Source organism: Chromobacterium sp. CV08 (assembly GCF_051129845.1).
Classification (GTDB): Bacteria; Pseudomonadota; Gammaproteobacteria; order Burkholderiales; family Chromobacteriaceae; genus Chromobacterium.
This window is the reverse complement of record NZ_CP150453.1, coordinates 4,497,396-4,521,343: the sequence shown is the minus strand read 5'-3', so window position 1 is coordinate 4,521,343 and position 23,948 is coordinate 4,497,396. Positions and strand designations below refer to the sequence as shown.

The following is a 23,948-nucleotide window of genomic DNA, read 5'->3' as shown; positions in this document are numbered from 1 at the left end:
AGTCAGGTGAGGTTCCCCAGCCTCGCTTCACCCAGAGATGTTCCTCATTCTTCTTTATGGCGTCTTTTCAGACGCCATTTCTTTTTCCGCTCTCAATCGGTCGTGGATTCGCCGGACTTGTCCTTGCCGGCCAGCATCGCCGTCAGATTGGCCAGCCGCGATTTGCCCTCGCTCTTGCTGACCAGCGGCTCGGCGCCCGGTTTGCCGAAATGGCGCAGATCGTCGCCGTCGATTTCGCTGATGAAGCGCGACGGCTCGATGAACTGCCATTCGCCGGCGCGGCGGCGCTTGACGCAGTAGCTCAGCGTCAGGCCGCGCTGGGCGCGGGTGATGCCGACGTACATCAGCCGACGCTCTTCCTCCACCATGCCGTTCTCCACCGACTCGCTGTGCGGCAGGATGCCTTCCTCGCAGCCGACCAGGAAGACGTGCGGGTATTCCAGGCCCTTGGACGCGTGCAGCGTCGACATCCTGACCGCGTCCACCTCGCCCTCGTCGCGGCCTTCCAGCATCGTGATCAACGCGATGGTCTGCGTCAGCTCGATCAGGTTCTTGCCGTCGGCCTCGCCCTTCTTGGCCAGCCAGGCCACCATCTCCAGCAGGTTCTTCCACTTGGTCTCGGCGATCTTCGGGCTGTCCTCGCTGTCGTACAGCCAGGCTTCATAGCCTATCGCCTGCAGCAGCTCCAGCGCGAGCCTGCCGGCTTCCTCGCCGGTGGCGCGGTATTGCAGCTGGGTGATGAATTCGCAGAACTGTTCCAGCGGCGCAAGCTGGGCCTGTTGCACCTGGACGCGAAGCCCGGCGTCGTGGGCGGCGGCGAACAGGCTCTTGCCGTACTGGCCTGCCCAGGCGCCGAGCTTCTCCAGCGTGCCGGCGCCGACGCCGCGCTTGGGCGTGGTCAGCGCGCGGATGAAGGCCGGATCGTCGTCCGGATTGGTGATCAGCCGCATATAGGCCAGCAGGTCCTTGATCTCCGGCTTGTCGAAGAAGCTCTGGCCGCCGGCCATCTGGTAGGGGATGCGCTGGTTGCGCAGCGCCTGCTCGAAAATCCGCGCCTGGTAGTTGCCGCGGTAGAGGATGGCGTAGTCCTTGAAGTCGGTCCGGCATTCGAACTTATGGGCCAGCAGTCGCTGCACGACGGTCTCGGCCTCGTGCTCCTCGTCCTTGCACTGGACGACGTGTATCGGCTCGCCCAGGCCCAGCTCGCTCCACAGCTGTTTCTCGAACAGCTTGGGATTGTTGGAGATCACGCTGTTGGCGGCGCGCAGGATGCGGGCGGTGGAGCGGTAGTTCTGCTCCAGCTTGATCACTTTCAAGGCCGGGAAGTCCTGTTGCAGCAAGCGCAGGTTTTCCATATTGGCGCCGCGCCAGGCATAGATGGACTGATCGTCGTCGCCTACCGCGGTGAACAGGCCGCGCACGCCGGTCAGCAGCTTGACCAGCTGATACTGGCAGGTATTGGTGTCCTGGTATTCGTCTATCAGCAGGTAGCGCAGCTTGCCCTGCCATTTCAGCAGCACCTCGGGATGCTCGCGGAACAATTGCACCGGCAAGCGGATCAGGTCGTCGAAGTCCATCGCCTGGTAGGCGGTCAGCGTGTCCTGGTAGGCGATATAGGTCCTGGCGCAGACGCTTTCCCACTGGTCCTGGGCCGAGAGCAGCATGTCGTCCGGCGTTTTCAGGTCGTTCTTCCACAGCGAGATCTGGCTCTGCACCTTGCGGATTTCGTCCTTGGACGTGGTGTTCAGGATGTCGGCGATGATCTTGCCGGCATCGTAGGAATCCAGTATCGAGAACTGCGGCTTGTAGCCCAGATGCGTGGCCTCCTGGCGCAGGATGTGCATGCCCAGCGAGTGGAAGGTGGACACGGTGATGCCGCGGATCTCGGCCGACGTCATCAGCTTGCCGACCCGCTCCAGCATCTCGCGCGCCGCCTTGTTGGTGAAGGTGATCGCGGCGATGTGGCGCGCCGGTATGCCCCCTTCGCGCACCAGGTGGGCGATCTTGTAGGTGATCACCCGGGTCTTGCCCGAACCGGCGCCCGCCAGCACCAGCAGGGGGCCGTCGAGATAGTGGATGGCCGCGCGCTGCGGCGGATTGAGCAAGGGAGCGGACATGGCGGTCTGGCCCGGACGGGCGTAGCGAATCGGTAATCAAGGCCGTGCATTGTAGCATGCGGTATCATGGCTTATCGCGGATGGAATCTCACGCTCGCGCCCGATCCGCTTCCCAGGAAAAGAATATGGCCATCTACGCAATCGGCGACATCCAGGGCTGTTTCGGCCCGTTCCAGCAGTTGTTGAGACTGATCGACTTCAATCCCGGCAAGGATACGCTGTGGCTGACCGGAGATCTGGTCAACCGCGGCCCGCAGTCGCTGGAGGTGCTGCGCTGGGTGTTCCAGCACCAGGACCAGGTGGAGATGGTGCTGGGCAATCACGACCTGCACCTGCTGGCGGTGTCGGAAGGCTTCGGCAAGCTGCACCGCGACGACACGATAGACGATATCCTCAACGCCGCCGACGGCAAGGTGCTGCTGGACTGGCTGCGTTGCCAGCCGATGATGCTGGAGGGGCACGGCTATGCGATGGTCCACGCCGGCCTGCTGCCGGAGTGGACCATTTCCAAGGCGCTCAGGCTGGCCGAGGAGGTGGAGTTCGGCCTGTCCGGACAGCGGCACCGAGAGTTCCTCGGCCGCCTGTACGGCAACAAGCCCACGCGCTGGAGCGACGATCTGAAGGGCTCGGACCGGCTGCGGCTGATCGTCAACGTGATGACGCGGATGCGTTTCCTGACGCGCGACGGCGAGCTGGATCTCGGCTACAAGGGCGAGATCGACGGCGCGCCTGCCCATCTGCTGCCGTGGTTCCAGGCGCCGGGCCGCCGCCATGGCGGCACGCCCATCGTCTGCGGCCACTGGTCGGCACTGGGCGTCCATCTGGACGAGGACGTGCTGGCCATCGACTCGGGCTGCCTGTGGGGCGGCAGCCTGTCGGCGCTGCGGCTGGACGACAGGCAGCTGTTCTCGCTGCCGTGCGAGGCCTATCGGCCGATCGAGTTGGCGGCCGGCAAATAAATAAAATTTTACCGGCGCTGGTGCGAGGACGGCCTTGTTGTCATAATTGCCGCCTCCGCCAGCTTGTTACCTTAGCATGAGCTATCTGTCCATTGAATTCGCCCTGGCCTTCGTCGGTTTCTTCGCCGTCTACTGGGGCTGCCGTCGCGTGCCCGGCCTGCAGAACCTGCTGTTGCTGGTCGCCAGCTATCTGTTCTACATCAAGCTCGATTGGCGCTTCGCCGCCATCCTGGCCGCCTATACCTTGATCCAGCACCATCTGTCGCGGCGCATGCTGGCGTCGGCGCGGCCGACGCGCTGGCTGCGGGCGTCGCTGGCGCTGGCCGTCGGCAATCTGGCGCTGTTCAAGTATTTCGACTTTTTCCGCGAAAGCGCGCAGGCGGCCTTGCACGCGCTTGGCGTCTCGGCGCTGCTGCCGGCGCTGGACATCCTGATGCCGGTCGGCATTTCCTTCTACACCTTCCAGTCGGTCAGTTATCTGGTATCGGTGTATCGCCGGGAGCTCAAGCCGGCGGCCTTGCCCCAGTTCGCGCTCTTCCTCGTCTTCTTTCCGACGCTGCTGGCCGGGCCGATCTGCCGGGCGGCCGATCTGCTGGAGCAGCTGCGCAGCCCGGCGCGGCGGCAGGTGGCGCAGCTGGACCGCGCGCTGGGCCTGATCGTGCTGGCGCTGTTGAAAAAGCTGTGGCTGGCCGGCTGGCTGGCCAGCGCCTGGGTCGACCCGGTGTTCGCCGCGCCGGACACCTTCCACACGCTGGAGGTGTGGGCGGCGTTCTACGCCTACGCGCTGCAGATCTATCTGGACTTCTCCGGCTATACCGATCTGGTCACCGCGCTGGCGCTGCTGTTGGGCATCCAGTTGCCGCGCAATTTCGACGCGCCGTATATGGCGCTGAACCTGCGCGATTTCTGGCGGCGCTGGCATATCTCGCTGTCCAGCTGGATACGCGACTACATCTATATCCCGCTCGGCGGCAACCGCAACGGCTTCGTCCGCGCCCAGATCAACCTGTTGGCGGCGATGCTGCTGTCCGGCCTGTGGCACGGCGCCAGCCTGAAATACCTGGTATGGGGCGCGATGCACGGCCTGGCGGTGGTGGCGCTGAACATAGGCGACAAGGTGTGGAAGCGCGACGCCGTCAGCGGCGTCTCGCCGTGGCTGGCCCGCCTGATCACCTTCCATTACGTCTGTCTGGCCTGGGTGTTCTTCCGCGCGCAGTCGCTGGACGAGGCGATGGAGTTCCTGCGCGCGATGTTCGCGCCGCCGGGCCAGGAACTGACGCTGAACGCGCCGGGCCTGCTGCTGCTGCTCGTCCTGTGGCTGGCGGCGCTGCCGACCTTGTCGGCGCTGCCGGAGCGCTGCTTCGCCCGGCTGGCCGCGCTGCCGTGGTGGGGCAAGCCGCTGTTGCTGAGCGGCATCGCGCTGGCGGTGATTTCGCTGGCGCCGTCCGGCATCCCGGCTTTCATTTACTACCAATTCTGATCCGCACCTTCACGCCATGCTCGCCGCTTATCCGCATCGCCGCATCTTCGTCATCCTGCTCAGCAGCATGCTGCTGCTGTTCTGGCTGGAGCAAGCCGCCGTCAACGCCTATTGGCGGCAGACCTTCCATAGTCCCAGCCTGCTGGAGCAGCTGGACGCGCTGTCGCCGTGGCGCGAGGGAGGCTCGCTAGGCGGCGGCCTGCGCCGGCACAGCGAGGCGCTGCAGCAGCAGGTGGGCAACTGGGACCGCCGCATGGTGGATGGCCTGAACGCCTGCTGCCTGAAGCCGGGATCGGAAGCGCCGCTTGCCGCGGCCAGGCCGGCGGCGCCCAAGCCGCAGGCATCGGCCGCCGCCGCCGTCGTCAAGGCTATGGACGCCCGCCTGGCGCTGGAGGAGGGCCTGCCGGTGTTGCTGGCCGGCGACTCGATGATGCAGGGCGTGGCGCTGCACTTGCTGCCGCCGCTGTTCCGCCAGCACCAGGTCAGGGCGCTCGACATCAGCAAGCAGAGCACCGGCCTGACCTATCCCGACTTCTTCAATTGGCCGGCGACGATAGAAAAGCAGCTGGCCGCCAATCCCAAAGTCCAGTTGCTGGTGATGTTCGTCGGCGCCAACGATACCTGGGACATGGTCAGCGGCAACCATTACATCCGTTTCGCGTCGCCGGACTGGGAGCGGCGCTATCGCGAGCGGATCCGCAGCATTCTGCAGAGCGCCGGCAAGCGCAAGGTGCAGGTGCTGTGGCTGGGTCTGCCGAATATGGGACGGGACAAGTTGAACGATGGCGCCCATTATCTGAATCGGCTGTACCGCGAGGAGGTGGGTGCCGCCGGCGGACGCTTCGTCTCGACCCGGGAGGCCTTGGGCAGCACCGACGACAGCTTCACCAAATTCATGACATTGCCCGACCAGGGCGAAGTGGCGGTGCGGACGGCCGACGGCGTGCATTTCACCCGCCAGGGCCAACTGCAGCTGGCGCGACGCGTACTGGCGGAATTGAGGTTCGAATGACCTTAGACAGAATCTTGCGCGCCACGCGCTGGGCGGTCGCGGTGGCCGCGGCCGCCCAGGCGCAGGCCGCGCCGGTGCAGGATTTCGGCGAGCCCAACCTCGCCCGCCTGGCGGCGCGGTTCAGCCTGCAGGGCGATGGCCAGCCGCCGGTGCGCATCGTCCAGTTCGGCGATTCGCATACCGCCGCCGACTATTTCAGCGGCGAATTGCGCGCCAGGCTGCAGGCGCGCTTCGGCGACGCCGGCATAGGCTGGTTGCCGCCGCTGAACGTGCCGGGACAACGCAATGCGCTGGCCTATGTCCGCAGCGAGGGCTGGGGGCTGCGCAACAGCCGCCGCGACGACGAGGCCGACTATCCGCTGGGCGGCTTCATCGGCGTCGCCCAGCGCGCCAGCGCGCAGGTCCGCGTGCAGCCGCGTGCCGCCGACGGCGAACTGTGGCGGGTGCGGGTCTGGCTGCGTCAGAGCGGCGAAGGCCAGGCGCTGGCAGTCGACGACGGCGGCGGCGTGCGCCGCCTGCAGGCGGCCGCCGGCGCCGGCTGGCAGCGGGTGGAAATGAAGCTGAAATTGCCGTTCACCCTGAGCGCCGCGACCTTTCCGGCGCCGGAGCTGGGCGGCTACGAACTGGAGCGGCTGGCGCCCGGCGTGCTGCTGGACAGCGTCGGCAGCAACGGCGCGGAGCTGGCGCTATGGCGGCGCTGGGGCGGCAGCTGGGGCCGCCAGTTGGGCGAGCGCGACGCCGATCTGGTGATCCTGGCCTATGGCACCAACGAGGCCTTCGACGCCAAGCTGGACCTGGCCGAATACCGCGCCACGCTGCAGGGCGCGATCGGCCTGGTGCGCGGCCAGCTGCCGCAGGCGGCCATCCTGCTGCTCGGCGCGCCCGATTCGGCGCGGCGCCAGGGCCCGGTCAGCCAGGAGTGCCCGGCGCCGAGGCGGCCGCTGATGCTGAGCGCGGTGCAGCAGGTCCAGCGCCAGCTGGCGCACGACAATCATCTGTTGTACTGGGATTGGGAGCAGGCGATGGGCGGTCCGTGCAGCATGCGGGTCTGGCAGCGGCAGCAGCTGGGCCGTCCCGATATGGTGCACTTCACCGCGCCGGGCTATCAACGGCTGGGCGACGATCTGTACGCCGGCCTGATGCAGCGGCTGGCGCGCTGAGCGCCCGGCGGGCTCGCGCCGGGGCCGGGCCGTTCGAAAGGGACCGTGAGCGGACGCTCAGGTCCGGGTTTCCTCCGCGGCCGGCACGGCCGGCGGCGGCGTTTCCTCCAGTGCCAGGCCGAGGCCGCGCGCCACTTCGCGCCGCGCCGCGTCGGCCAGCAGGAAGCGGTTGTCCAGCCCGGCATCGCCGGCCTTCAGCGGCTGGCCGTAGCTGATCTCCACCTCGATCTGCGGCACCCGCAGCACCTGCCCTAAGCTTTGCAGCAGCGACAGCTCGCCGATATAGGCCGCTTCGAGCAGCAGCGTGCCGTCCGGCCGCTGGTAGCGCAGCGACACCGGCTGCACGGTGCCGCCTGCCAGCAGCGCCGCCTCGAACAGCGAGGCCTTGAACGGCAGCAGGCCGCTGCCATCGGATGTGGTGGCTTCCGGGAACACCGCCATGCAGCCGCCGTTCTTCATCGCGTCGGCCAGTATCTGGTTGACGCGACTGGCGTCGCGGCGGTTGCCGCGATCTATGAACAGCGTGCCGGCCACATAGGCCAGCCAGCCGAGCAGCGGCCATTTGCGGATTTCGCGCTTGGCGACGAAGCGCGACACGGTGCAGCTGTTCAGCGCCGCGATGTCCAGCCAGGACACGTGGTTGGCCACCAGCAGCGTGTTGGGCGGATAGAAGCCCGGATTGACGCCCTGCACCTTGATGCTGACGCCGAGTATCTTCAGCGCCTGTTGCGCCCAGCGGCGGGTCACGACCGCGCGCTCGGCCTGGGCGAGGCGCGAGTAGCGGGTGGCGACGATGAACACGCCGACGGCGAGGTGGCCGAGCAGGCGCAGGACGCGGCCGCAGCGGGTCGAGACAGGGGTGATGGCGGATGACTTCAAGATCGTTAAGGTTTCAAGTCTGAGGGATGACAGGTCGCCACTCTAACATGGCTGGCACAGCGGGCAATAGTAAGTGCTGCGCTGGCCCTGTCGGATATGCCGGATCGGCGTGCCGCATTGGCGGCACGGCTCTTCCTGGCGCTTGTACACCATATAGCTTTGCTGGAAGTAGCCGGGCTTGCCCTCGCTGTCGACGAAATCGCGCAGCGTGCTGCCGCCGGCGTCTATCGCGCGTTCGAGCACGGCCTTGATCTCGGCGGCTAGCCGGTCGCAGTCGGCCCGCGACAGCGCCGAGGCGGAGCGGGTCGGGGCGATGCCGGCGTGGAACAGCGACTCGTTGGCGTAGATATTGCCGACGCCGACGACCACATGATTGTCCATGATGACCAGCTTGATCGGGCTGCCGCGGCGCCGGACGGCGTCGTGCAGTGCCGCGCCGTCGAAGGCGTAGGACAACGGCTCCGGGCCCAGCTCCCGCAGCAGCGGGTGATGCTCGATCGGGCCGATGTGCCATAGCACGGCGCCGAAACGGCGCGGATCGCGGTAGCGCAGCAGCTGATCATCGAGCAGCAGGTCCAGGTGGTCGTGCTTCTGCGGCGGCGTGCCGGCCGGCATCACCCGAAGGCTGCCCGACATGCCGAGGTGGATCAGCAGGGTGCCGCTTTCGCACTCCAGCAGCAGGTATTTGGCGCGGCGACGCACCGACAGCACCTTTTCGCCGGCGACGCGCTCGGCGAGATCGGGCGGCACCGGCCAGCGCAGGCTGGGGTTGCGCACCACGGCGCCGCGCAGGACGCGGCCGGCGATATGCGGCTCGACGCCGCGGCGGGTGGTTTCGACTTCTGGCAATTCTGGCATGGCGGGCTGCGATTCGGTAAATGGTATAAAGAGGAAAACCGGACATGCTATTCTACGCGTTCAACAGGCTTTGAGCAGGCAACTTACTCCATGCGAATGAAACCGCTGAAACGAACTCTCCCGTTGCTGCTGGCGCTGCTGTTGTCGGCGTGCGCCGGCGTCAAGCCTCCGGCGGCCGCGCAGCCGGTCCCGGCCGCGCAGGACGCGGCCGATGACGGTGATGCGTCCAGCGACGCCAAGCTGCCCAAACAAGAGCTGACCCCGGAAATCCTCTACGGCGTGCTGGCCGGTGAGATCGCCGCCCGGCGCGGCGCGGTCGGCTCGGCCGGCCTGACCTATCTCGATCTGGCGCGGCAGACCCGCGATCCGCGGATGGCGCAGCGCGCCGCCGAATTCTGCCTGTTGTCCGGCCAACTGAAAGAAGCGACCGAGGCCCTGTCGTTGTGGATCGCGCTCGATCCGGACTCGCTGCCGGCGCGCGAGCAGCTGTTCGTCGCGCTGATGCGCAGCGGCAAGCTGGTTGAAAGCAAGCCGTTGATCGAGGACCTGCTGCAGCGCGAGCCCAAACGCGCGCCGGCGATCTTCGTCCAGCTGGCGCGCTTGAGCGCGCGCCAGGACGGCCGCTCGGCCGAGGCGTACCGCTTGGTGTCCGAACTGGCCGGCCGTTACCCCGATTTGCCGGAGGCGCGTTTCGCGGTGCTGGCCGCCGCCGCCGATAACAACGACCAGGCGGTGGTCGACCGCGAGCTGGACACGCTGGCGAAGATCGCGCCGAAGTGGGACCTGCCGGTGGCCTGGCAGGTGGACAGGCTGCGGCGCAAGGACGTCAACGCCGCCGCGGTCTTCCTGCAGCGCGAGCTGGCGCGCCGGCCCGACGCAGGGATCGATCTGCAGATCGCCTATCCGCGCCTGCTGGTCGGCGCCAAGCGCTTCCCCGAGGCGCGCGCGGCGTTCGAGGCCTTGCTGAAGGCCCAGCCGGACCATCCGGACCTCTTGTACGCGACCGGCCTGCTGGCCTACCAGATGCGCGATCTGAAAACCGCCGACGACAGGCTGCAGCGCGCGCTGGCCCAGCAATACCCGGAGCGCGACTTCGTCCGTTACACGCTGGGCCAGATCGCCGAGGACGACCACGATCCGGCGCGCGCCGAAGGCTGGTACCGCCAGGTCGGCCCCGGTCAGCAGTATCTGCCGGCGCAGTCGCGGCTGGCGATGCTGGAGGCCGGCCGTGGCCATCTGGACGAGGCGCTGAGTCGGCTCGGCCAGCTCGGCGGCACCGAACAGGAAAAAGTGTCGCTGGCGCTGCTGCAGTCGCAGCTGGCGCGCGACGCCAAGCAGCCGCACCGCGCCTACGAGCTGCTGACCCGGGCCCTGCGCGGCCAGCCGAAATCGGGCGAGCTCCTTTACGAGCGCTCGCTGGTGTCCGACATGCTGGGCAATGTCGGCAACGCCGAGCGCGACTTGCGCCAGATACTGAAGGACAAGCCCGGCGACGTGCAGGCGCTGAATGCGCTGGGCTACACGCTGGCCAACCGCACCGGCCGTTACCAGGAGGCCTACGGCTATATCGAGAAGGCGCTGAAGGCCGAGCCCGACAATCCGGTGATCCTGGACAGCATGGGCTGGGTGCAATACAAGCTCGGCCGTCTCGAGCCGGCGCGCCGCAATCTGGAAAAGGCCTACGGCGCGATGCCCGATCCGGAAGTGGCCGCCCACCTGGGCGAGGTGCTGTGGAAGCAGGGGCGGCACGCCGAGGCCGAGGCCTTGTGGCGCAAGGCGCTGGCGCAGCATCCCGACCACCAGGTGCTGACCGAGACGATGCGGCGGCTGGGAGCCAAGCCTTGATCCGCCGCGCCGCGCTGCTGGCGATGGCGCTGCTGCTGGCCGGCTGCGCCCACGAGGCCCTGTTCCGCCCCGGATCGTCGCAGCAGGCGGCCGATGCGCCGTTCAGCGTCAGCGGCAGGCTGTCCGCGACGCTGGACGGCAAGGGCCATGTCGCCAACTTCGACTGGCGGCACCAGCCGCCTCGCGACGAGGTGGCGATCAATTCTCCGCTGGGCAATACCGTGGCCAAGGTGCTGCGCGACCCAGACGGGGTCACGCTGCTGGCCGACGGCAAGCGCTGGCAGGCTGACGACGTCGAAAGCCTGACCCGCCAGGTGATGGGTTGGCCGCTGCCGCTGTCCAATCTGGTCTGGTGGATACGGGGCCTGCCGGCGCCCGGCGCGCCGAGTCGGCAGGACGCCGACGGCAGCCTGGAGCAGCAGGGCTGGCGCATCCGTTTCATCCGCGACGCCGACGTCGAGGCCGACCATCCGAAGCGGGTGGAGATGCAGCGCGAAGGCCTGACCGTCAAGGTCGTGGTGCAGAGCTGGCAGTAGCCGGCGGCGCCGTTCCTCAATCCTTGTCAGACATCCAGATAAAGCATGCAACACCCGTATCATTCGTTCCCGGCGCCGGCCAAGCTCAATCTATTGCTGCACGTGGTCGGCAAGCGTCCCGACGGCTACCACTTGCTGGAAACCGTGTTCCGCTTCATCGATTTCGGCGATACGCTGCAGCTGGCCGTCCGCGACGACGGCGAGATCGAACTGCTGACGCCTACCGACGGCGTGCCGTCCGAGCAGGACCTGACGGTCCGCGCCGCGCGGCTGCTGCAACGGGAAAGCGGCTGTCGTCTCGGCGCCGATATCCGGCTGGAGAAGCGCATTCCGATGGGCGGCGGCCTTGGCGGCGGCAGTTCCGACGCCGCCACCGTGCTGATGGCGCTGAACCGGCTGTGGGGGCTGGGCTGGCCGCGCGAGCGCCTGCAGGCGCTGGGCCTGCAGTTGGGCGCCGACGTGCCGGTTTTCATCTTCGGCCGCAGCGCGCTGGCGACCGGGGTCGGCGAGATATTGGAGCCGGTTTCGCTTAAGCCGGCCTGGTATTTGGTAATTCACCCACAGGTCCATGTGCCGACCGCGGCGGTATTCCGAAATTTTTCTCGACCGATGTTGACAGCTGTAGGGGGCGCCGGCATAATGCGAATCCTCGAAACAACGCAGCAGCGGCGAAACGACCTGCAAGACGTTGTTTTGGAAAAGTTTCCAGCGGTGAATGAAGTACTGAGCGAGCTGAAAAAATATGGTTCGCCGCTGATGACCGGTTCCGGCGCCTGCGTGTTTCTGGAATTTGGTTCAAAAGACGAAGCCGATAAAGTTTACCGGGTGTTGTCGGAAAAATATCAGGGGTTTGTAGCTGAGGGACTTGACGTCCACCCCCTGTTCGACGGCGCTGAATAAGGTTACTGGGGAGTCGCCAAGTGGTAAGGCACCGGATTTTGATTCCGGCATTCGTAGGTTCGATCCCTACCTCCCCAGCCAGGACTTTCTCCATATAAGAGAGAGCATGAAAAAAGCGTGTAAGAATGCCTTACACGCTTTTTCTTTATCCAGCTAAGGCAAAGCGAATCATGGCGGCATACGACAGTTTGATGGTGTTTACCGGAACGGCTAACCCGGAACTTGCTCAGAACGTAGTCAAGCATTTGGATATCTCGTTGGGACGCGCCGACGTCGGCAAGTTCAGCGACGGTGAGGTGGCGGTGGAGTTGCTGGAAAACGTTCGCGGCCGCGACGTCTTCATCCTGCAGTCGACCTGTGCCCCGACCAACGACAATCTGATGGAGATCCTGACGATGGCCGACGCGCTGAAGCGCGCCTCCGCCGGTCGGATCACCGCGGCGATTCCGTATTTCGGCTATGCCCGCCAGGACCGCCGTCCGCGTTCGGCCCGCGTGCCGATCTCGGCCAAGCTGGTGGCCAATATGTTGACCAGCGCCGGCATCGACCGCGTGCTGACCGTCGATCTGCACGCCGACCAGATCCAGGGTTTCTTCGACATCCCGGTGGACAACGTTTACGCCACCCCGGTGCTGCTGAAGGACATCCGCGCCCAGCGCTTCGACGACCTGATCGTCGTCAGCCCGGACGTCGGCGGCGTGGTCCGCGCCCGCGCGGTGGCCAAGGCGCTGAACACCGATCTGGCCATCATCGACAAACGCCGTCCGAAGGCCAATGTGGCCGAAGTGATGAACATCATCGGCGACGTGTCGGGCCGCACCTGCCTGATCGTCGACGACATGATCGATACCGCCAACACGCTGTGCAAGGCGGCCAGCGCTCTGAAGGAGCGCGGCGCCCAGCGCGTGCTGGCCTACGCGACCCACGCCATCTTCTCCGGTCAGGCGGTGGATCGCATCAAGAATTCCGATATCGATATGGTGGTGGTGACCGACACCATCCCGTTGACCGCCGCTGCCAAGGCCTGCCCGAACATCCGGGTCGCCTCGATCGCCGGCCTGCTGGCCGAGACGCTGCGCAGGATCAACAACGAGGAATCGGTGTCCTACCTCTTCAATGAGGAACTGGTTGCGACGGGCGCTTGCCTGCCGTAAACATCGGGTCCGCTGGTCGCGGCGGGCCGGGTGCTTTTAATCTGAAACTGGAGTTTTGACATGTCTTACGAACTGATTGCTGCCAAGCGTGCTGATCTGGGTACGGGTGCGAGCCGCCGCCTGCGTCACGCTGGCAAAGTGCCGGCCGTGGTTTACGGCGCCGGCAAGGAAGCCGTTTCCCTGGAACTGGACCACAACACCCTGTACCACTCCGTCAAGCACGCGGACTTCCACACCTCGGTGCTGGATCTGGTGATCGACGGCCAGAAGGAACAGGTCAAGGTTGCCGCGTTCCAGATGCACCCGTACAAACAGCAAGTGCTGCACATCGACTTCGCTCGTGTGTAATCCCTGCTGCCGTCGCCGTTCGCGGTGACGGTGAAAAGCCCGTTGTGCGCCCAGGTGGCGGGCAGCGGGCTTTTTCCATTGGAATGAGCGATATGTCCGGCATCCGCCTGATTGTCGGCCTGGGCAACCCGGGCCCCGAATACGAAAAGACGCGTCACAACGCCGGCTTCTGGCTGGTGGACGAGCTGTGCTGGCAGTTCAAGGGCAGCTGGCGCAGCGAAGGCAAATTCCATGGCGACGTCGCCAGGATCCAGATCGATGGACGGGACGTCTGGCTGCTGAAGCCTATGACCTATATGAATTTGTCCGGCCAGGCCGTGCTGGCGCTGGCCCATTTCTACAAGATCCTGCCGGATGAGATGCTGGTGGTGCACGACGAGCTGGACCTGGCGCCCGGCGTCGCCCGCTTCAAGCAGGGCGGCGGCCATGGCGGGCACAACGGCCTGAAGGATATCGCGGCGAGATTGAGTTCGCCGGCCTTCTGGCGGCTGCGGCTCGGCATCGGCCATCCCGGCGACAAGAAGGAAGTGGCCAATTTCGTGCTGAAGAAACCGCGCGCCGAGGAGCAGCAGGCGCTGGACGAGGCCATTCTGGCCTCGCTGCGCGAGCTGCCGCGCGCGATCGCCGGCAAGATGGCCGAGGCGATGAAGGCGCTGCACACCGAAGCCAAGTGAATGCGGGCTGGCGGTCCACCGGACCGCCGCCATAATGGATTGAAATACAGAGTTAGGAAGAGACAGTCATGAGTCTGAAATGCGGTATCGTCGGCTTGCCCAATGTCGGCAAGTCCACCCTGTTCAACGCGCTGACCAAGGCCGGCATCGAAGCCGCCAACTACCCGTTCTGCACGATCGAGCCGAACGTCGGCATCGTCGAGGTGCCGGACCCGCGGCTCGCCGCCTTGTCCAAGATCGTCAATCCGCAGAAGATCCAGCCGGCCATCGTCGAGTTCGTCGACATCGCCGGCCTGGTGGCCGGCGCGTCCAAGGGCGAGGGTCTGGGCAACCAGTTCCTGGCCAACATCCGCGAAACCGACGCCATCGTCAACGTGGTGCGTTGCTTCGATGATCCGAACATCGTGCACGTGGCCGGCAAGGTCGATCCGATCGCAGACATCGAGACCATCCTGACCGAGCTGGCGCTGGCCGATCTGTCCGCGGTCGAGAAGGCCATCACCCGCGAAGGCAAGAAGGCCAAGGCCGGCGACAAGGACGCGCGCGCGCTGATCGCCGTGCTGGACAAGCTGGTGACGCATCTGAACGAAGGCCAGCCGGCTCGCTCGCTGGGCCTGTCCGACGAGGAGAAGGCGCTGATCAAGCCGCTGTGCCTGCTGACCATCAAGCCGGCGATGTATGTCGCCAACGTGGCCGAGGACGGTTTCAGCGACAATCCGCTGCTGGCCAAGGTGGAAGAGTACGCGTCCAAGGAAGGCGCCCCGGTTGTCGCGCTGTGCGCGGCCATCGAGTCCGAGATCGCCGAGCTGGAAGACGCCGACAAGGCCGAGTTCCTGGAAACGCTGGGCCTGGAAGAGCCGGGTCTGGACCGCCTGATCCGCGCCGGCTACAAGCTGCTGGGCCTGCAGACCTACTTCACCGCCGGCGTCAAGGAAGTGCGCGCCTGGACCATCCGTGTCGGCGACACCGCGCCGCAGGCGGCCGGCGTGATCCACACCGACTTCGAGCGCGGCTTCATCCGGGCCCAGACCATCTCCTTCCAGGATTTCGTCGCGCTGGGCGGCGAGGCCAAGGCCAAGGAAGCCGGCAAGATGCGAGCCGAGGGCAAGGACTATGTCGTGCAGGACGGCGACGTGATGAACTTCCTGTTCAACGTCTGATTTGGAGGCGCGTCGCCGCCGTGTCATGATGCGTATTGCTTGAATTGGCCGCGGAGACATTGTCCGCGATCCGGCTACCCGCATAGGGGAATGCATAATTGAAACAGATGTCCGACTCCGATGAGCTGCGTTTGATCGATATTGTGTTGTTTGTGCGGCAAAACTGGCGGCAGTTGTTGATTGTCCCGGTGGTTTGCATGGCCTTGGCCGCGGCGCTGTGTTTCTGGCTGCCGAATCAGTACCAGGCGAAGGCCGTCATCATGATACCGGCGCCGGTCGGCGCCGCCGGCGGTGCCGGCATCGTGCAGGATAGCGGCGTGCTGGGGCCGGCGGTCGACCGTTTCCAGCTGCAGCGGGTCTTCCAGGCGGATAGCCGGCGCATGGCGATGCTGCAACTGTCCGGCATGGTGAAAACCACGCCGACCAAGGACGGCCTGCTGGAGATCGCCGTCACCGACATCGATCCGAAGCGGGCGGCGGACTTGGCCAATTACGTGGTCGACAGGACGAGGCAGCAGGTGTTGGACAGCCATCTGACCGAGCAGAGCCGGCGCTGGTACGCCTTGCAGCAGCGTCTGGCCGTCGCGCAGGAGCAGTTGCGGCAGACGGCGGGCGCGGCGGCCAGACTGGCGCCGGATTCGGATGGCGCGCTGAACGGCGAGGCCGAGCAGATCATAGGCAGCTTTGCCGAGCTGGAGGCGCAGATGGCGCTGATGGACGACAGGGCCGTCGCCGCATCGTCCAATCTGCAGACCGCCATTCTGCAGCTGCGCAGCGAGCTGGAAAAAGCCAATGGGCAGATCTACCGGATGCCGGCGAGCCAACTGGCGGCCTTGCGCGCCTGGTATTTCAACCGCGCGCTGGTCGGCGAGCTGCAAAGACAGATCACGATCGCCAAGGTGTTGGCGTCGCAGGATGTCCAGGTGGTCGTGGCGGCCGCGCCGCCATTGGACAGATCGGGGCCGAAGCGTGTCCTGATCGTGTTGCTGGCCGGCTTCGCCGGCCTGGGCCTGGCGGCGGCGCTGGCGGCGTGGAAGATGCAATGGCGGCGTTTGCGGCCGCTGTTGCATGCCCATCCATAGCGAACGAACCGATGCCGAACCGCCTCTTCCGGAGGCGGTTTTGTTTTGCAAAGCCGCTGCGGCGCTGTTATTATTTCCCGCTTATATTAATTCAATAATATATAACTTTTAGGAATAATTATATGCGCAAATGGATTATCGCGTTGTTGCTGGCCGGCATCGGCAGCCAGGCGGTGGCCGCCGACCTGCTGGACGCGGTGAAACAGCGCGGCGCGCTGCGGATCGCGCTGGAAGGCACTTATCCGCCGTTCAATTTCAAGGACGCCAAGCAGCAGTTGACCGGCTTCGACGTCGAGATCGCCAGCGAGATCGCACGGCGGATGAAGGTGAAGCCGGAGTTCACCACCGCCGAGTGGAGCGGCCTGCTGGCCGGTCTGCAGAGCGGCAAGTTCGACATCGTCGTCAACCAGGTGGGCGTGACCGCCCAGCGCCAGGCGGTGTTCGATTTCAGCCAGCCGTACACCTACTCCAGCGCCCAGCTGATCGTGCGCAAGAACGAAGGCCGCGACTTCAAGAGCCTGGCCGATCTGAAAGGCAAAAAGCTCGGCGTAGGCCAGGGCAGCAACTACGCCGACATGGCCAAGGCCGCGGCCGGCGTGCAGGTGAAGACATATCCGGGCGCGCCGGAATACCTGCAGGACCTGGCCACCGGCCGACTGGACGCGGCGCTGAACGACAGCCTGCTGATTCCGTTCGCGATCAAGCAGGCCAAGCTGCCGCTGAAGGCGGGGGCGCCGGTCGGCGAGGTGGCGACGATGGCGATTCCGTTCGCCAAGGGCAATCCGCAGTTCAAGGCGGCGATAGACCAGGCGCTGGGCGGCATGAAGGCCGACGGCACCTTCAGGAAGATCTCGGTCAAGTGGTTCGGCATCGACGTGTCGAAGGCGCCGTCCGCCAAGAAGTAAACTTCGAGTAAGATGGTTTCACCGTACGCCCCTGCCCGCGCGGGGGCGTCGGTTTTTCAGGGAAGGAAGGGCATGAGCGATTGGATGGCGCTGTTCGAGGCGGCGCTGCCGGTGATGCTGGCCGGCGCGGCGCATACCTTGCTGTTCGCCTTGGTGGCGATGGTGCTGGGCCTGGCGCTGGGTTTCGCGGTGGCGATGGTGCGGGTGGCGAAGCTGCCGGTCTTGTCTCAGCTGGCGGCGTTCTACGTCAGCGCGATGCGCGGCACGCCGCTCTTGGTGCAGATTTTCGTCATCTATTACGGTCTGCCCGGCATCGGTCTGGAGCTGGATCCGGTGCCGGCCGGGGTGCTGGCGCTGACGCTTAACGTTGCCGCCTATCTGTCCGAGAGCCTGCGCGGCGGCATCGCCGGCGTGGCCAGGGGGCAGTGGGACGCGGCGTTCTCGCTGGGTTTTTCCTGGTGGCAGACGATGCGCCACATCGTCGCGCCGCAGGCTTTGCGCCTGTCGGTGCCCAGCCTGTCCAACAGCCTGATCTCGCTGATCAAGGACACCTCGCTGGTGTCGGTGATCACCGTCACCGAGCTGATGCTGGCGACCAAGGAGGTGATCGCCCAGACCTTCCAGCCGCTGCCGCTGTATCTGGCCGCCGCGGCCATCTACTGGGGCTTGAGCGCCTTGTTCGAGCGCTTGCAGCGCCATGTGGAAAACCGGCTGAATCTGGCGCACCAGCGCTGAGCGCCGCGAGAATGAAAAAGCCCCGCATCGCGGGGCTTCTTGTTTACGCCGGTTCCGGCATGCCGTACATGCCCTCTATCAGCGCGCGGCAGCGTTCGGTGATCACCTTGCGGCGCAGCTTCAGCGTCGGTGCCAGCTCGCCGGCGTCGACGCACCACGGCTTGTCCAGCAGCGAGAACTTCTTGATGTGCTCCCAGCTGCCGAAATAGCGGTTGAAGCGTTTGACCTCGCGGTCTATCAGCTCCACCACCTTCGGGTGGCGGCTCATTTCGCAGTCGGTGGTGTAGGCGATGCCGTGTTCGCCGCACCATTCCTTCAACTTCTCGAACAGCGGCACGATCAGCGCGGCGGCGTATTTCTGGCCGTCGCCGACCACCATGATCTGGTCGATGAAGGCCGACTCCTTCAGCTTGTTCTCCAGCGCCTGCGGCGCGATGTACTTGCCGTTGCTGGTCTTGAACATTTCCTTCTTGCGATCGGTGATGCGCAGGTAGCCGTTTTCCAGCACGCCGATGTCGCCGGTGTGCAGCCAGCCATCCTGCAGCGCCTCGGCGGTCTGCTCCGGTTCCTTGTAGTAGCCGGACATCACGTTGTCGCCGCGCACCAGGATCTCGCCGTCGCCGGCCAGACGGACTTCGACGCCGGGCAGCGGCAGGCCGACGCTGCCTATGCGCACGCCGCCGGCGGTGAACGGATTGGCGGAGATCACCGGCGAGCTCTCGGTCATGCCGTAGCCTTCGGCGACGGCGATGCCGGCGGCCCAGAACATCCGCGCCAGCCGCGGCTGCAAAGCGGCGGAGCCGACATTGATGGAAATGAGTTCGCCGCCCATTGCCGCGCGCCATTTGCTGTACACCAGCTTGTCGGCCAGCGCGTGCTGGATCGCGTCCAGCGGCGAGCGGCGGCGGTTGGGATCGAAGCTTTCGGCGCGGGCCAGCGCCCATCGATAGATGCGGCGCCTGGCGCCGCTCAGGTCGCGCGCCTTGCCGACCAGCTTTTCATGCACTTTTTCCAGCACGCGGGGCACGGCGCTGAAGGTGTGCGGCTTGACGTCGGCCAGCGCCGAGGACAGGCATTCGACGCTGGTGAAATAGATGCCGGTGCCGCTGTACAGGTAGTAGAACACGCCGGCGCGCTCGAAAATGTGAGACAAGGGCAGGAAGCTCAGCGCGCGGCAGCGGCCCTGCGGCAGGCCGGTGAAGGCGGCGGTCGCCACGACGGTGCTCAGCACGTTGCGGTGGCTCAGCATCACGCCCTTGGAACGGCCGGTGGTGCCCGAAGTGTAGATGATGGTGTAGACATCGTCGGCGCGCACCGCGTCGCGCAGGGCCTCCAGCTCGGCCATGCGCTCCGGCCGCGCGCGTTCGGCGATCTCCCGCCAGGACGGCACGCCTTCTATATCGGACAGGCCGTAGATCGGGCAGGACAGCTTGCCCAGCGCCCCGTGCAGCTTTCGCTGCAATGCAGCACTGCCGGCGAAGGCCAGCTTGACCTCGGCATGCATCAGGATATAGCTTGCATCATCGGCCGTGATCGTCGGATACAGCGGCACGCTGACCGCGCCGATTTGCTGCAGCGCGATATCCACCAGCACCCATTCGATGCTGTTGTCGGCGGCGATGGCCACCTTGTCGCCGCGGCCTATGCCCAGCTCGAGCAGGCCCAGGCCGATGTCGCGGACGGCGTCCAAGGCTTCTGCGGTCGACAATTGCCGCCAGCCCTGGCCGGTTTTGGCCGCCAGGCAGTCCGGGCGCGGATGATGGGCCAGCTGATGGTGCAGGATGTCGAAGACGCGTTCTAGCTTCATGCAAACGATGGTTTTAATGCGAAACGCAGCAAAATAGCCCTAAAGCGGGTGGATGTAAAGTAAAAATCCGTGATCGCTTGGCGAAAATCAGGACAAATCGCAGGTATTTGCTAGCAATTGCGTTTAAATTTTCGCATCGCGATGAAAAGGTCATGGCGAATGCATGATTTGCCGGGAATTCAGGTTTGATTGTAGGGCAATTTGTCCAAGTGCATGATTTAGAGGAGTTTTCGTGAAATTCGCCACCCGTGCCATCCATGTCGGCTACGACAGCGCCGATCATAACCGCTCGGTGATGCCGCCGCTGTACCAGACTTCGGCCTTCGCCTTCGACCATGTCGGCGAGGATTTGCGCTATGCCTACGCCCGTACCGGCAATCCGACCCGCAGCGCCTTGCAGGACTGCCTGGCCAGCCTGGAGGACGCGCGCCACGGCATGGCCTTCGCCAGCGGAATGGCGGCGATAGACGCGGTGCTGCGCGCCTGCCTGAAGCCCGGCGACGAGGTGGTCGCCGTGGCCGACCTGTATGGCGGCGCCTACCGGCTGCTGACCAGGGTGCTGGAACCGGCCGGCGTCAAGGTGAGCTTTGCCGATCTGTCCGATCCGGCGCGGCTGGAGTCGGCGATCACGCCGGCGACGCGGCTCCTGTGGCTGGAATCGCCGACCAATCCGCTGCTGGGCATGGTCGATATCGCCGCCTTGTCGGCCATCGCCCACCGGCACGGCGTCGTCGTGGCGGTCGACAACACTTTCGCCACGCCCTACCTGCAGCGGCCGCTGTCGCTGGGCGCCGACGTCGTCGTCCATTCCGCGACCAAGTACCTGGGCGGCCACTCCGATGTGCTGTTGGGCCTGGTCGCGGTCAACGACGACAAGCTGCACCACGATATCCGCTTCCTGCAGAACGCCGCCGGCGCGGTGCCGGGACCGCAGGATTGCTTTCTGACCTTGCGCGGCATCAAGACGCTGGCGCTGAGGATGGAGCGACACTGCGACAACGCGGAGCGGGTGGCGGCCTGGCTGACGGGACAGCCGAAGGTGGCCAAGGTCTACTACCCCGGTTTGCCGGAGCATCCCGGGCACGAGCTGGCGCGGCGGCAGATGCGTCGCTTCGGCGGCATCATCAGCATACGGCTCGCCGACGACAGCCGCGAGGCGGCCAGCCGCGTCGCGCAACGGTTGCGGCTGTTCGCGCTGGCGGAGTCGCTGGGCGGCGTCGAGTCCTTGGTCAATCACAGCTATACGATGTCGCATGGCGGCATGCCGGCCGAACAGAAGGCCGCGCTCGGCATTGTCGAGGGCGGCTTGCGGCTGTCCATCGGCATCGAGGATATCGACGACATCCTGGCCGATCTGGAGCAGGCGCTGGCCGACTGATCCGGCGCCCCGAGAGGTAGCGATCATTGGGAGAGATGGAATGGCGGAAGCATTTTGGCAGCGTTGGCGGCTCAAGCTGCCGCTGGTGCAGGCGCCGATGGCCGGGGGCGCGACGACGCCGCAGTTGGTGGCGGCGGTTTCCGACGCCGGCGCCCTGGGATTCCTGGCCGGCGCGATGCTGGCGCCGCAGCAGATCCGCGAGCAGACGGAGAAAATCCGCGCGCTGACCGAGCGGCCGTTCGGCATCAATCTTTTCGTGCAGGGGATGCCGGCGCCGGACGAGGCCGAGCTGGAGTTGGCGCTGAGTCTGCTGCGGCCATGGCACGAGGAGCTGGGCATCGCGCCGCCGGCGTTGCCGGCCGGCTTCTGCCAGCCGTTCGGCGAACAGTTGCAGACGGCGCTGGCCTTGCGGCCGGCCCTGCTCAGCTTCACTTTCGGCATCCTGACCTCCGATCAGATGCTCGCGTGCAAGGAGGCCGGCATCGCGGTGGTCGGCACCGCGACCAATCTGGCCGAGGGCCTGGCCTGGGCGGAGCTCGGCGCCGACGCGGTGTGCGCGCAGGGGAGGGAGGCCGGCGGCCACCGGGGCACCTTCATTGGGGAACAGCAGCAGTCGCTGCGGCCGATGCTGTCGCTGGTGTACGAACTGGCGCAGAACCTGCCGCTGCCGGTGATCGCCGCCGGTGGCATCATGAATGGCCGGGACATCGCCGCGGCGATGCGCAATGGCGCCCAGGCCTGCCAATTGGGCACCGCCTTCCTGCGCTGTCCGGAGTCCGGCATTTCGGCGCCATGGAAGCAGGCGCTGGCGAAGGCCGGCAATGGCGCGACCTGCCTGACGCGCGCCTTTTCCGGCCGTTACGCGCGCGGTTTGAGCAACCGTTATATCGAGGAGATGGCGCAGTGGCAGGACAAGCTGCCGGCCTATCCGGTGATGAATGCGCTGAGCGGCCCGCTGCGCGCCGCCGCCGCCCAGGCGGGGCGCGACGATTTGATGTCCTTGTGGGCCGGCGAGGGCGTGGCGGATGCGCGCGAAGTGCCCGCCGCCGAACTGGTGTCCCAGCTGCAGGGCGAGTGGCAGGCGGCCTACCGCTAGCCGTCCGCGTAGATGGCGACGATGCGCCGGCCATCGCCGTCTATCGCCGCCCGGTACATGCCTTCGCAATTGAACGGCAGCGCCACCCGGCCGCGGCGGTCGACGGCGACGACGCCGCCGGTGCCGCCCATAGGCAGCAGCTGGCCGTAGACCACCGCGTCGCAGGCCTGGGCCAGTGTTTCGTCCAGATGGCGGACGCGGGCCGATATCTCATGTCCGGCCGCGGCGCGGACGAAGTATTCTCCATGGCCGGTGGCCGATACCGCGCAACAGGCGTCGGCCCAGGTGCCGGCGCCTATCACCGGCGTGTCCCCGATGCGGCCCGGCCATTTGGCGGTGCGGCCGCCGGTGGACGTGGCCGCCGCCAGCCGGCCTTGCGCGTCCAGCGCCACCGCGCCGACGGTGCCGTGCTTGCGGTCCTCCGGAATGTCGTCGTCGGCGCCGCCGTTCGCCAGTCTTTCCCGTTCCGCCAGCAGCGCCTGCCAGCGTTTGTCGGTATGGAAGTATTCCGGTGGCCGGGTGTCGAGTCCGAGCTTGACGGCGAAGTCCTCCGCGGCGGCGTAGGCCAGCGTCACGTGCGGGCTGCGCTCCATCACCGCCCGCGCCAGCAGCACCGGGTTCTTGACCCGTGACAGGCCGGCGACGCTGCCGGCGTCCTGGCGGCGGCCGTCCATTACCGCCGCCTCCATCTCCTGCCTGCCGTCGAGATTGAAAACCGAGCCGCGGCCGGCGTTGAACAGCGGATCGTCCTCCAGCGCGCAGACGGCCGCGCATACCGCGTCCAGCGCCGGCCCGCCGCCGCGCAGCACCGCGTGGCCGGCCTCCAGCGCGCGCTCCAGGCCGGCGCGATAGGCGCGCTCCAGTTCGGCGTCCATGTCGCTGCGGCGCAGCGTGCCGGCGCCGCCATGCAGGGCGAGGGCGATGGTCATGCGAGTCTCCCGTTGTGCGGATAAGCGATGTGGCCAGCATGAGGCTTTTCGCCGGAACGCGCCAGCGGCGGCGCGGGCTTGGCAAGCCGACGCGCTCGGGCGCATAATAGTCGAGTAAATTACTCGACAATTGGAGTGAAGATGGACGCCGCGCTGGAAGCCGAGATTCAACAGAAATACACCGTTGAAACCATCACCGACATCAGGCGCTGGACCGACAAGCTGATCGGCTTCCGATTGACGCGCCCGGCCGGTTTCCGTTTCGCGGCCGGCCAGTTCGCCCGGCTGGGCCTGCCGCTGGAGGGCGGCGGCCAGGTGTGGCGCGCGTATTCGATGTGCTCGGCCGAGTACGACGAATTTCTGGATTTCTACTCCATCGTGGTGCCGGATGGCCAGTTCAGCTCCCGCCTGGCCAGGATGCAAGCGGGCGGCGAGGTGATGCTGGACAAGCGCGCGATGGGCTTCTTCCAGGCCGACCGGCTGCCGGACGGCGCCGATTTGTGGATGCTGGCCACCGGCACAGGCATCGCGCCCTATCTGTCCATCCTGAAGCAGCCGGAGGTCTGGCAGCGCTTCGAGCGCATCGTGTTGGCGCACTGCGTGCGGGAGGCGGCTGAATTGTCGTTCCAGGACGAGATCGCCGCGCTGCGCGAACATCCGCTGTGGGGCGAACACGGCCATAAATTGCAGTATCTGCCGGTGGTGACGCGAGACGCGCCGGCAGGCATGCTGAACCGGCGCCTGCCGGTCTTGCTGGACAGCGGAGAGCTGGCGGCGCGGGCCGGCGTGGAGATGGCGCCGGAGCACAGCCGCTTCATGTTGTGCGGCAATCCGAAGATGGTGGAGGATACCCATCGTCAGCTGATCAAGATGGGTTACCGGATGACCCGGCAGAACGCGCCGGGCCACATCGTGCTGGAAAACGGCTGGTAAG

The 23,948-nt window shown here is 66.1% G+C and carries 22 protein-coding genes and 1 tRNA gene; 18 read left to right on the top strand and 5 right to left on the bottom strand.

Going from position 1 to position 23,948, the window contains the following annotated elements:
- Positions 1-92 precede the first annotated feature (92 nt).
- A complete protein-coding gene (locus WNM05_RS20560; RefSeq protein ID WP_434630461.1) occupies positions 93-2,117 on the bottom strand; it encodes a UvrD-helicase domain-containing protein in 2,025 nt (674 codons plus the stop codon).
- A gap of 125 nt (positions 2,118-2,242) precedes the next feature.
- On the opposite strand from WNM05_RS20560, the gene WNM05_RS20555 reads away from it, so the two are divergent.
- From WNM05_RS20555 to WNM05_RS20540, 4 genes are all read left to right on the top strand, one after another.
- Positions 2,243-3,076: a symmetrical bis(5'-nucleosyl)-tetraphosphatase gene (locus WNM05_RS20555; RefSeq protein ID WP_434630458.1), complete on the top strand. Its 834-nt coding sequence runs from the start codon at positions 2,243-2,245 to the stop codon at positions 3,074-3,076.
- Positions 3,077-3,152: 76 nt separating this feature from the next.
- A complete protein-coding gene (locus WNM05_RS20550) occupies positions 3,153-4,556 on the top strand; it encodes an MBOAT family O-acyltransferase (RefSeq protein ID WP_434630455.1) in 1,404 nt (467 codons plus the stop codon).
- Between the two features lie 16 nt (positions 4,557-4,572).
- Positions 4,573-5,568, top strand: a complete 996-nt coding sequence (locus WNM05_RS20545; protein ID WP_434630453.1) for an SGNH/GDSL hydrolase family protein — start codon at positions 4,573-4,575, stop codon at positions 5,566-5,568.
- On the top strand, positions 5,565-6,728 hold the full coding sequence (locus WNM05_RS20540; protein ID WP_434630450.1) for an SGNH/GDSL hydrolase family protein: 1,164 nt from the start codon (positions 5,565-5,567) through the stop codon (positions 6,726-6,728). The genes WNM05_RS20545 and WNM05_RS20540 overlap by 4 nt, the downstream gene beginning before the upstream one ends.
- A 57-nt stretch (positions 6,729-6,785) precedes the next feature.
- On the opposite strand, the gene WNM05_RS20535 is transcribed toward WNM05_RS20540, so the two are convergent.
- Both WNM05_RS20535 and mutM read right to left on the bottom strand, forming a co-directional pair.
- Complete coding sequence (locus WNM05_RS20535) at positions 6,786-7,607, bottom strand: lysophospholipid acyltransferase family protein (RefSeq protein ID WP_434630447.1); 822 nt, start codon at positions 7,605-7,607, stop codon at positions 6,786-6,788.
- 42 nt (positions 7,608-7,649) lie between these two features.
- On the bottom strand, positions 7,650-8,465 hold the full coding sequence (gene mutM / locus WNM05_RS20530) for a bifunctional DNA-formamidopyrimidine glycosylase/DNA-(apurinic or apyrimidinic site) lyase (protein ID WP_434630445.1): 816 nt from the start codon (positions 8,463-8,465) through the stop codon (positions 7,650-7,652).
- Positions 8,466-8,555: 90 nt separating this feature from the next.
- Between mutM and WNM05_RS20525 the strand changes: the two genes are divergently transcribed.
- The 11 genes from WNM05_RS20525 to WNM05_RS20475 all read left to right on the top strand — a co-directional run bounded on the left by WNM05_RS20525 (position 8,556) and on the right by WNM05_RS20475 (position 17,804).
- Positions 8,556-10,310 (top strand): tetratricopeptide repeat protein, encoded by a 1,755-nt coding sequence (locus WNM05_RS20525; protein WP_434630444.1) that lies wholly within the window; start codon positions 8,556-8,558, stop codon positions 10,308-10,310.
- On the top strand, positions 10,307-10,846 hold the full coding sequence (gene lolB, locus WNM05_RS20520; RefSeq protein ID WP_434630441.1) for a lipoprotein insertase outer membrane protein LolB: 540 nt from the start codon (positions 10,307-10,309) through the stop codon (positions 10,844-10,846). The genes WNM05_RS20525 and lolB overlap by 4 nt, the downstream gene beginning before the upstream one ends.
- 45 nt (positions 10,847-10,891) lie before the next feature.
- Entirely contained in the window at positions 10,892-11,746 is an 855-nt protein-coding gene (gene ispE, locus WNM05_RS20515; RefSeq protein WP_434630438.1) for a 4-(cytidine 5'-diphospho)-2-C-methyl-D-erythritol kinase, read from the top strand.
- A 6-nt stretch (positions 11,747-11,752) separates the two neighbouring features.
- A tRNA-Gln gene (locus WNM05_RS20510) sits at positions 11,753-11,827 on the top strand.
- Positions 11,828-11,916: 89 nt separating this feature from the next.
- On the top strand, positions 11,917-12,900 hold the full coding sequence (locus tag WNM05_RS20505; protein WP_101709689.1) for a ribose-phosphate pyrophosphokinase: 984 nt from the start codon (positions 11,917-11,919) through the stop codon (positions 12,898-12,900).
- Positions 12,901-12,960: 60 nt separating this feature from the next.
- Positions 12,961-13,248, top strand: a complete 288-nt coding sequence (rplY, locus tag WNM05_RS20500) for a 50S ribosomal protein L25 (RefSeq protein ID WP_101709688.1) — start codon at positions 12,961-12,963, stop codon at positions 13,246-13,248.
- Between the two features lie 92 nt (positions 13,249-13,340).
- On the top strand, positions 13,341-13,922 hold the full coding sequence (gene pth, locus WNM05_RS20495) for an aminoacyl-tRNA hydrolase (protein ID WP_434630436.1): 582 nt from the start codon (positions 13,341-13,343) through the stop codon (positions 13,920-13,922).
- 68 nt (positions 13,923-13,990) lie between these two features.
- Positions 13,991-15,082: a redox-regulated ATPase YchF gene (gene ychF / locus WNM05_RS20490; RefSeq protein WP_434630434.1), complete on the top strand. Its 1,092-nt coding sequence runs from the start codon at positions 13,991-13,993 to the stop codon at positions 15,080-15,082.
- Positions 15,083-15,189: 107 nt separating this feature from the next.
- Complete coding sequence (locus tag WNM05_RS20485; RefSeq protein ID WP_434635175.1) at positions 15,190-16,164, top strand: Wzz/FepE/Etk N-terminal domain-containing protein; 975 nt, start codon at positions 15,190-15,192, stop codon at positions 16,162-16,164.
- 122 nt (positions 16,165-16,286) lie between these two features.
- A complete protein-coding gene (locus WNM05_RS20480) occupies positions 16,287-17,069 on the top strand; it encodes a transporter substrate-binding domain-containing protein (protein WP_434630431.1) in 783 nt (260 codons plus the stop codon).
- 72 nt (positions 17,070-17,141) lie between these two features.
- Positions 17,142-17,804 (top strand): amino acid ABC transporter permease, encoded by a 663-nt coding sequence (locus WNM05_RS20475; RefSeq protein WP_434630429.1) that lies wholly within the window; start codon positions 17,142-17,144, stop codon positions 17,802-17,804.
- A 43-nt stretch (positions 17,805-17,847) separates the two neighbouring features.
- On the opposite strand, the gene WNM05_RS20470 is transcribed toward WNM05_RS20475, so the two are convergent.
- Positions 17,848-19,611 carry an AMP-dependent synthetase/ligase gene (locus tag WNM05_RS20470; protein ID WP_434630426.1) on the bottom strand — a complete coding sequence of 588 codons (1,764 nt, stop codon included), beginning with the start codon at positions 19,609-19,611 and terminating at the stop codon, positions 17,848-17,850.
- Between the two features lie 232 nt (positions 19,612-19,843).
- On the opposite strand from WNM05_RS20470, the gene WNM05_RS20465 reads away from it, so the two are divergent.
- On the top strand, positions 19,844-20,989 hold the full coding sequence (locus WNM05_RS20465) for a cystathionine gamma-synthase (RefSeq protein WP_434630424.1): 1,146 nt from the start codon (positions 19,844-19,846) through the stop codon (positions 20,987-20,989).
- 40 nt (positions 20,990-21,029) lie between these two features.
- Positions 21,030-22,085: an NAD(P)H-dependent flavin oxidoreductase gene (locus tag WNM05_RS20460; RefSeq protein ID WP_434630422.1), complete on the top strand. Its 1,056-nt coding sequence runs from the start codon at positions 21,030-21,032 to the stop codon at positions 22,083-22,085.
- Here the strand turns inward: WNM05_RS20460 and WNM05_RS20455 are convergent.
- Entirely contained in the window at positions 22,082-23,014 is a 933-nt protein-coding gene (locus WNM05_RS20455) for an isoaspartyl peptidase/L-asparaginase family protein (RefSeq protein WP_434630420.1), read from the bottom strand. The genes WNM05_RS20460 and WNM05_RS20455 overlap by 4 nt on opposite strands.
- A 141-nt stretch (positions 23,015-23,155) precedes the next feature.
- On the opposite strand from WNM05_RS20455, the gene WNM05_RS20450 reads away from it, so the two are divergent.
- Positions 23,156-23,947: a ferredoxin--NADP reductase gene (locus WNM05_RS20450; protein ID WP_434630417.1), complete on the top strand. Its 792-nt coding sequence runs from the start codon at positions 23,156-23,158 to the stop codon at positions 23,945-23,947.
- Position 23,948: the final 1 nt, after the last annotated feature.

What these genes read in the sequence shown, in the direction of transcription:
- mutM (WP_434630445.1), bottom strand. Translation starts at nt 8,465, where the DNA reads ATGCCAGAATTGCCAGAAGTCGAAACCACCCGCCGCGGCGTCGAGCCG.
- WNM05_RS20550 (WP_434630455.1), top strand. Translation starts at nt 3,153, where the DNA reads ATGAGCTATCTGTCCATTGAATTCGCCCTGGCCTTCGTCGGTTTCTTC.
- ychF (WP_434630434.1), top strand. Translation starts at nt 13,991, where the DNA reads ATGAGTCTGAAATGCGGTATCGTCGGCTTGCCCAATGTCGGCAAGTCC.
- WNM05_RS20460 (WP_434630422.1), top strand. Translation starts at nt 21,030, where the DNA reads ATGGCGGAAGCATTTTGGCAGCGTTGGCGGCTCAAGCTGCCGCTGGTG.
- WNM05_RS20555 (WP_434630458.1), top strand. Translation starts at nt 2,243, where the DNA reads ATGGCCATCTACGCAATCGGCGACATCCAGGGCTGTTTCGGCCCGTTC.
- ispE (WP_434630438.1), top strand. Translation starts at nt 10,892, where the DNA reads ATGCAACACCCGTATCATTCGTTCCCGGCGCCGGCCAAGCTCAATCTA.
- WNM05_RS20525 (WP_434630444.1), top strand. Translation starts at nt 8,556, where the DNA reads ATGCGAATGAAACCGCTGAAACGAACTCTCCCGTTGCTGCTGGCGCTG.
- WNM05_RS20450 (WP_434630417.1), top strand. Translation starts at nt 23,156, where the DNA reads ATGGACGCCGCGCTGGAAGCCGAGATTCAACAGAAATACACCGTTGAA.
- WNM05_RS20545 (WP_434630453.1), top strand. Translation starts at nt 4,573, where the DNA reads ATGCTCGCCGCTTATCCGCATCGCCGCATCTTCGTCATCCTGCTCAGC.
- WNM05_RS20480 (WP_434630431.1), top strand. Translation starts at nt 16,287, where the DNA reads ATGCGCAAATGGATTATCGCGTTGTTGCTGGCCGGCATCGGCAGCCAG.
- WNM05_RS20470 (WP_434630426.1), bottom strand. Translation starts at nt 19,611, where the DNA reads ATGAAGCTAGAACGCGTCTTCGACATCCTGCACCATCAGCTGGCCCAT.
- WNM05_RS20505 (WP_101709689.1), top strand. Translation starts at nt 11,917, where the DNA reads ATGGCGGCATACGACAGTTTGATGGTGTTTACCGGAACGGCTAACCCG.
- WNM05_RS20475 (WP_434630429.1), top strand. Translation starts at nt 17,142, where the DNA reads ATGAGCGATTGGATGGCGCTGTTCGAGGCGGCGCTGCCGGTGATGCTG.
- WNM05_RS20540 (WP_434630450.1), top strand. Translation starts at nt 5,565, where the DNA reads ATGACCTTAGACAGAATCTTGCGCGCCACGCGCTGGGCGGTCGCGGTG.
- rplY (WP_101709688.1), top strand. Translation starts at nt 12,961, where the DNA reads ATGTCTTACGAACTGATTGCTGCCAAGCGTGCTGATCTGGGTACGGGT.
- pth (WP_434630436.1), top strand. Translation starts at nt 13,341, where the DNA reads ATGTCCGGCATCCGCCTGATTGTCGGCCTGGGCAACCCGGGCCCCGAA.
- WNM05_RS20485 (WP_434635175.1), top strand. Translation starts at nt 15,190, where the DNA reads ATGTCCGACTCCGATGAGCTGCGTTTGATCGATATTGTGTTGTTTGTG.
- WNM05_RS20455 (WP_434630420.1), bottom strand. Translation starts at nt 23,014, where the DNA reads ATGACCATCGCCCTCGCCCTGCATGGCGGCGCCGGCACGCTGCGCCGC.
- WNM05_RS20560 (WP_434630461.1), bottom strand. Translation starts at nt 2,117, where the DNA reads ATGTCCGCTCCCTTGCTCAATCCGCCGCAGCGCGCGGCCATCCACTAT.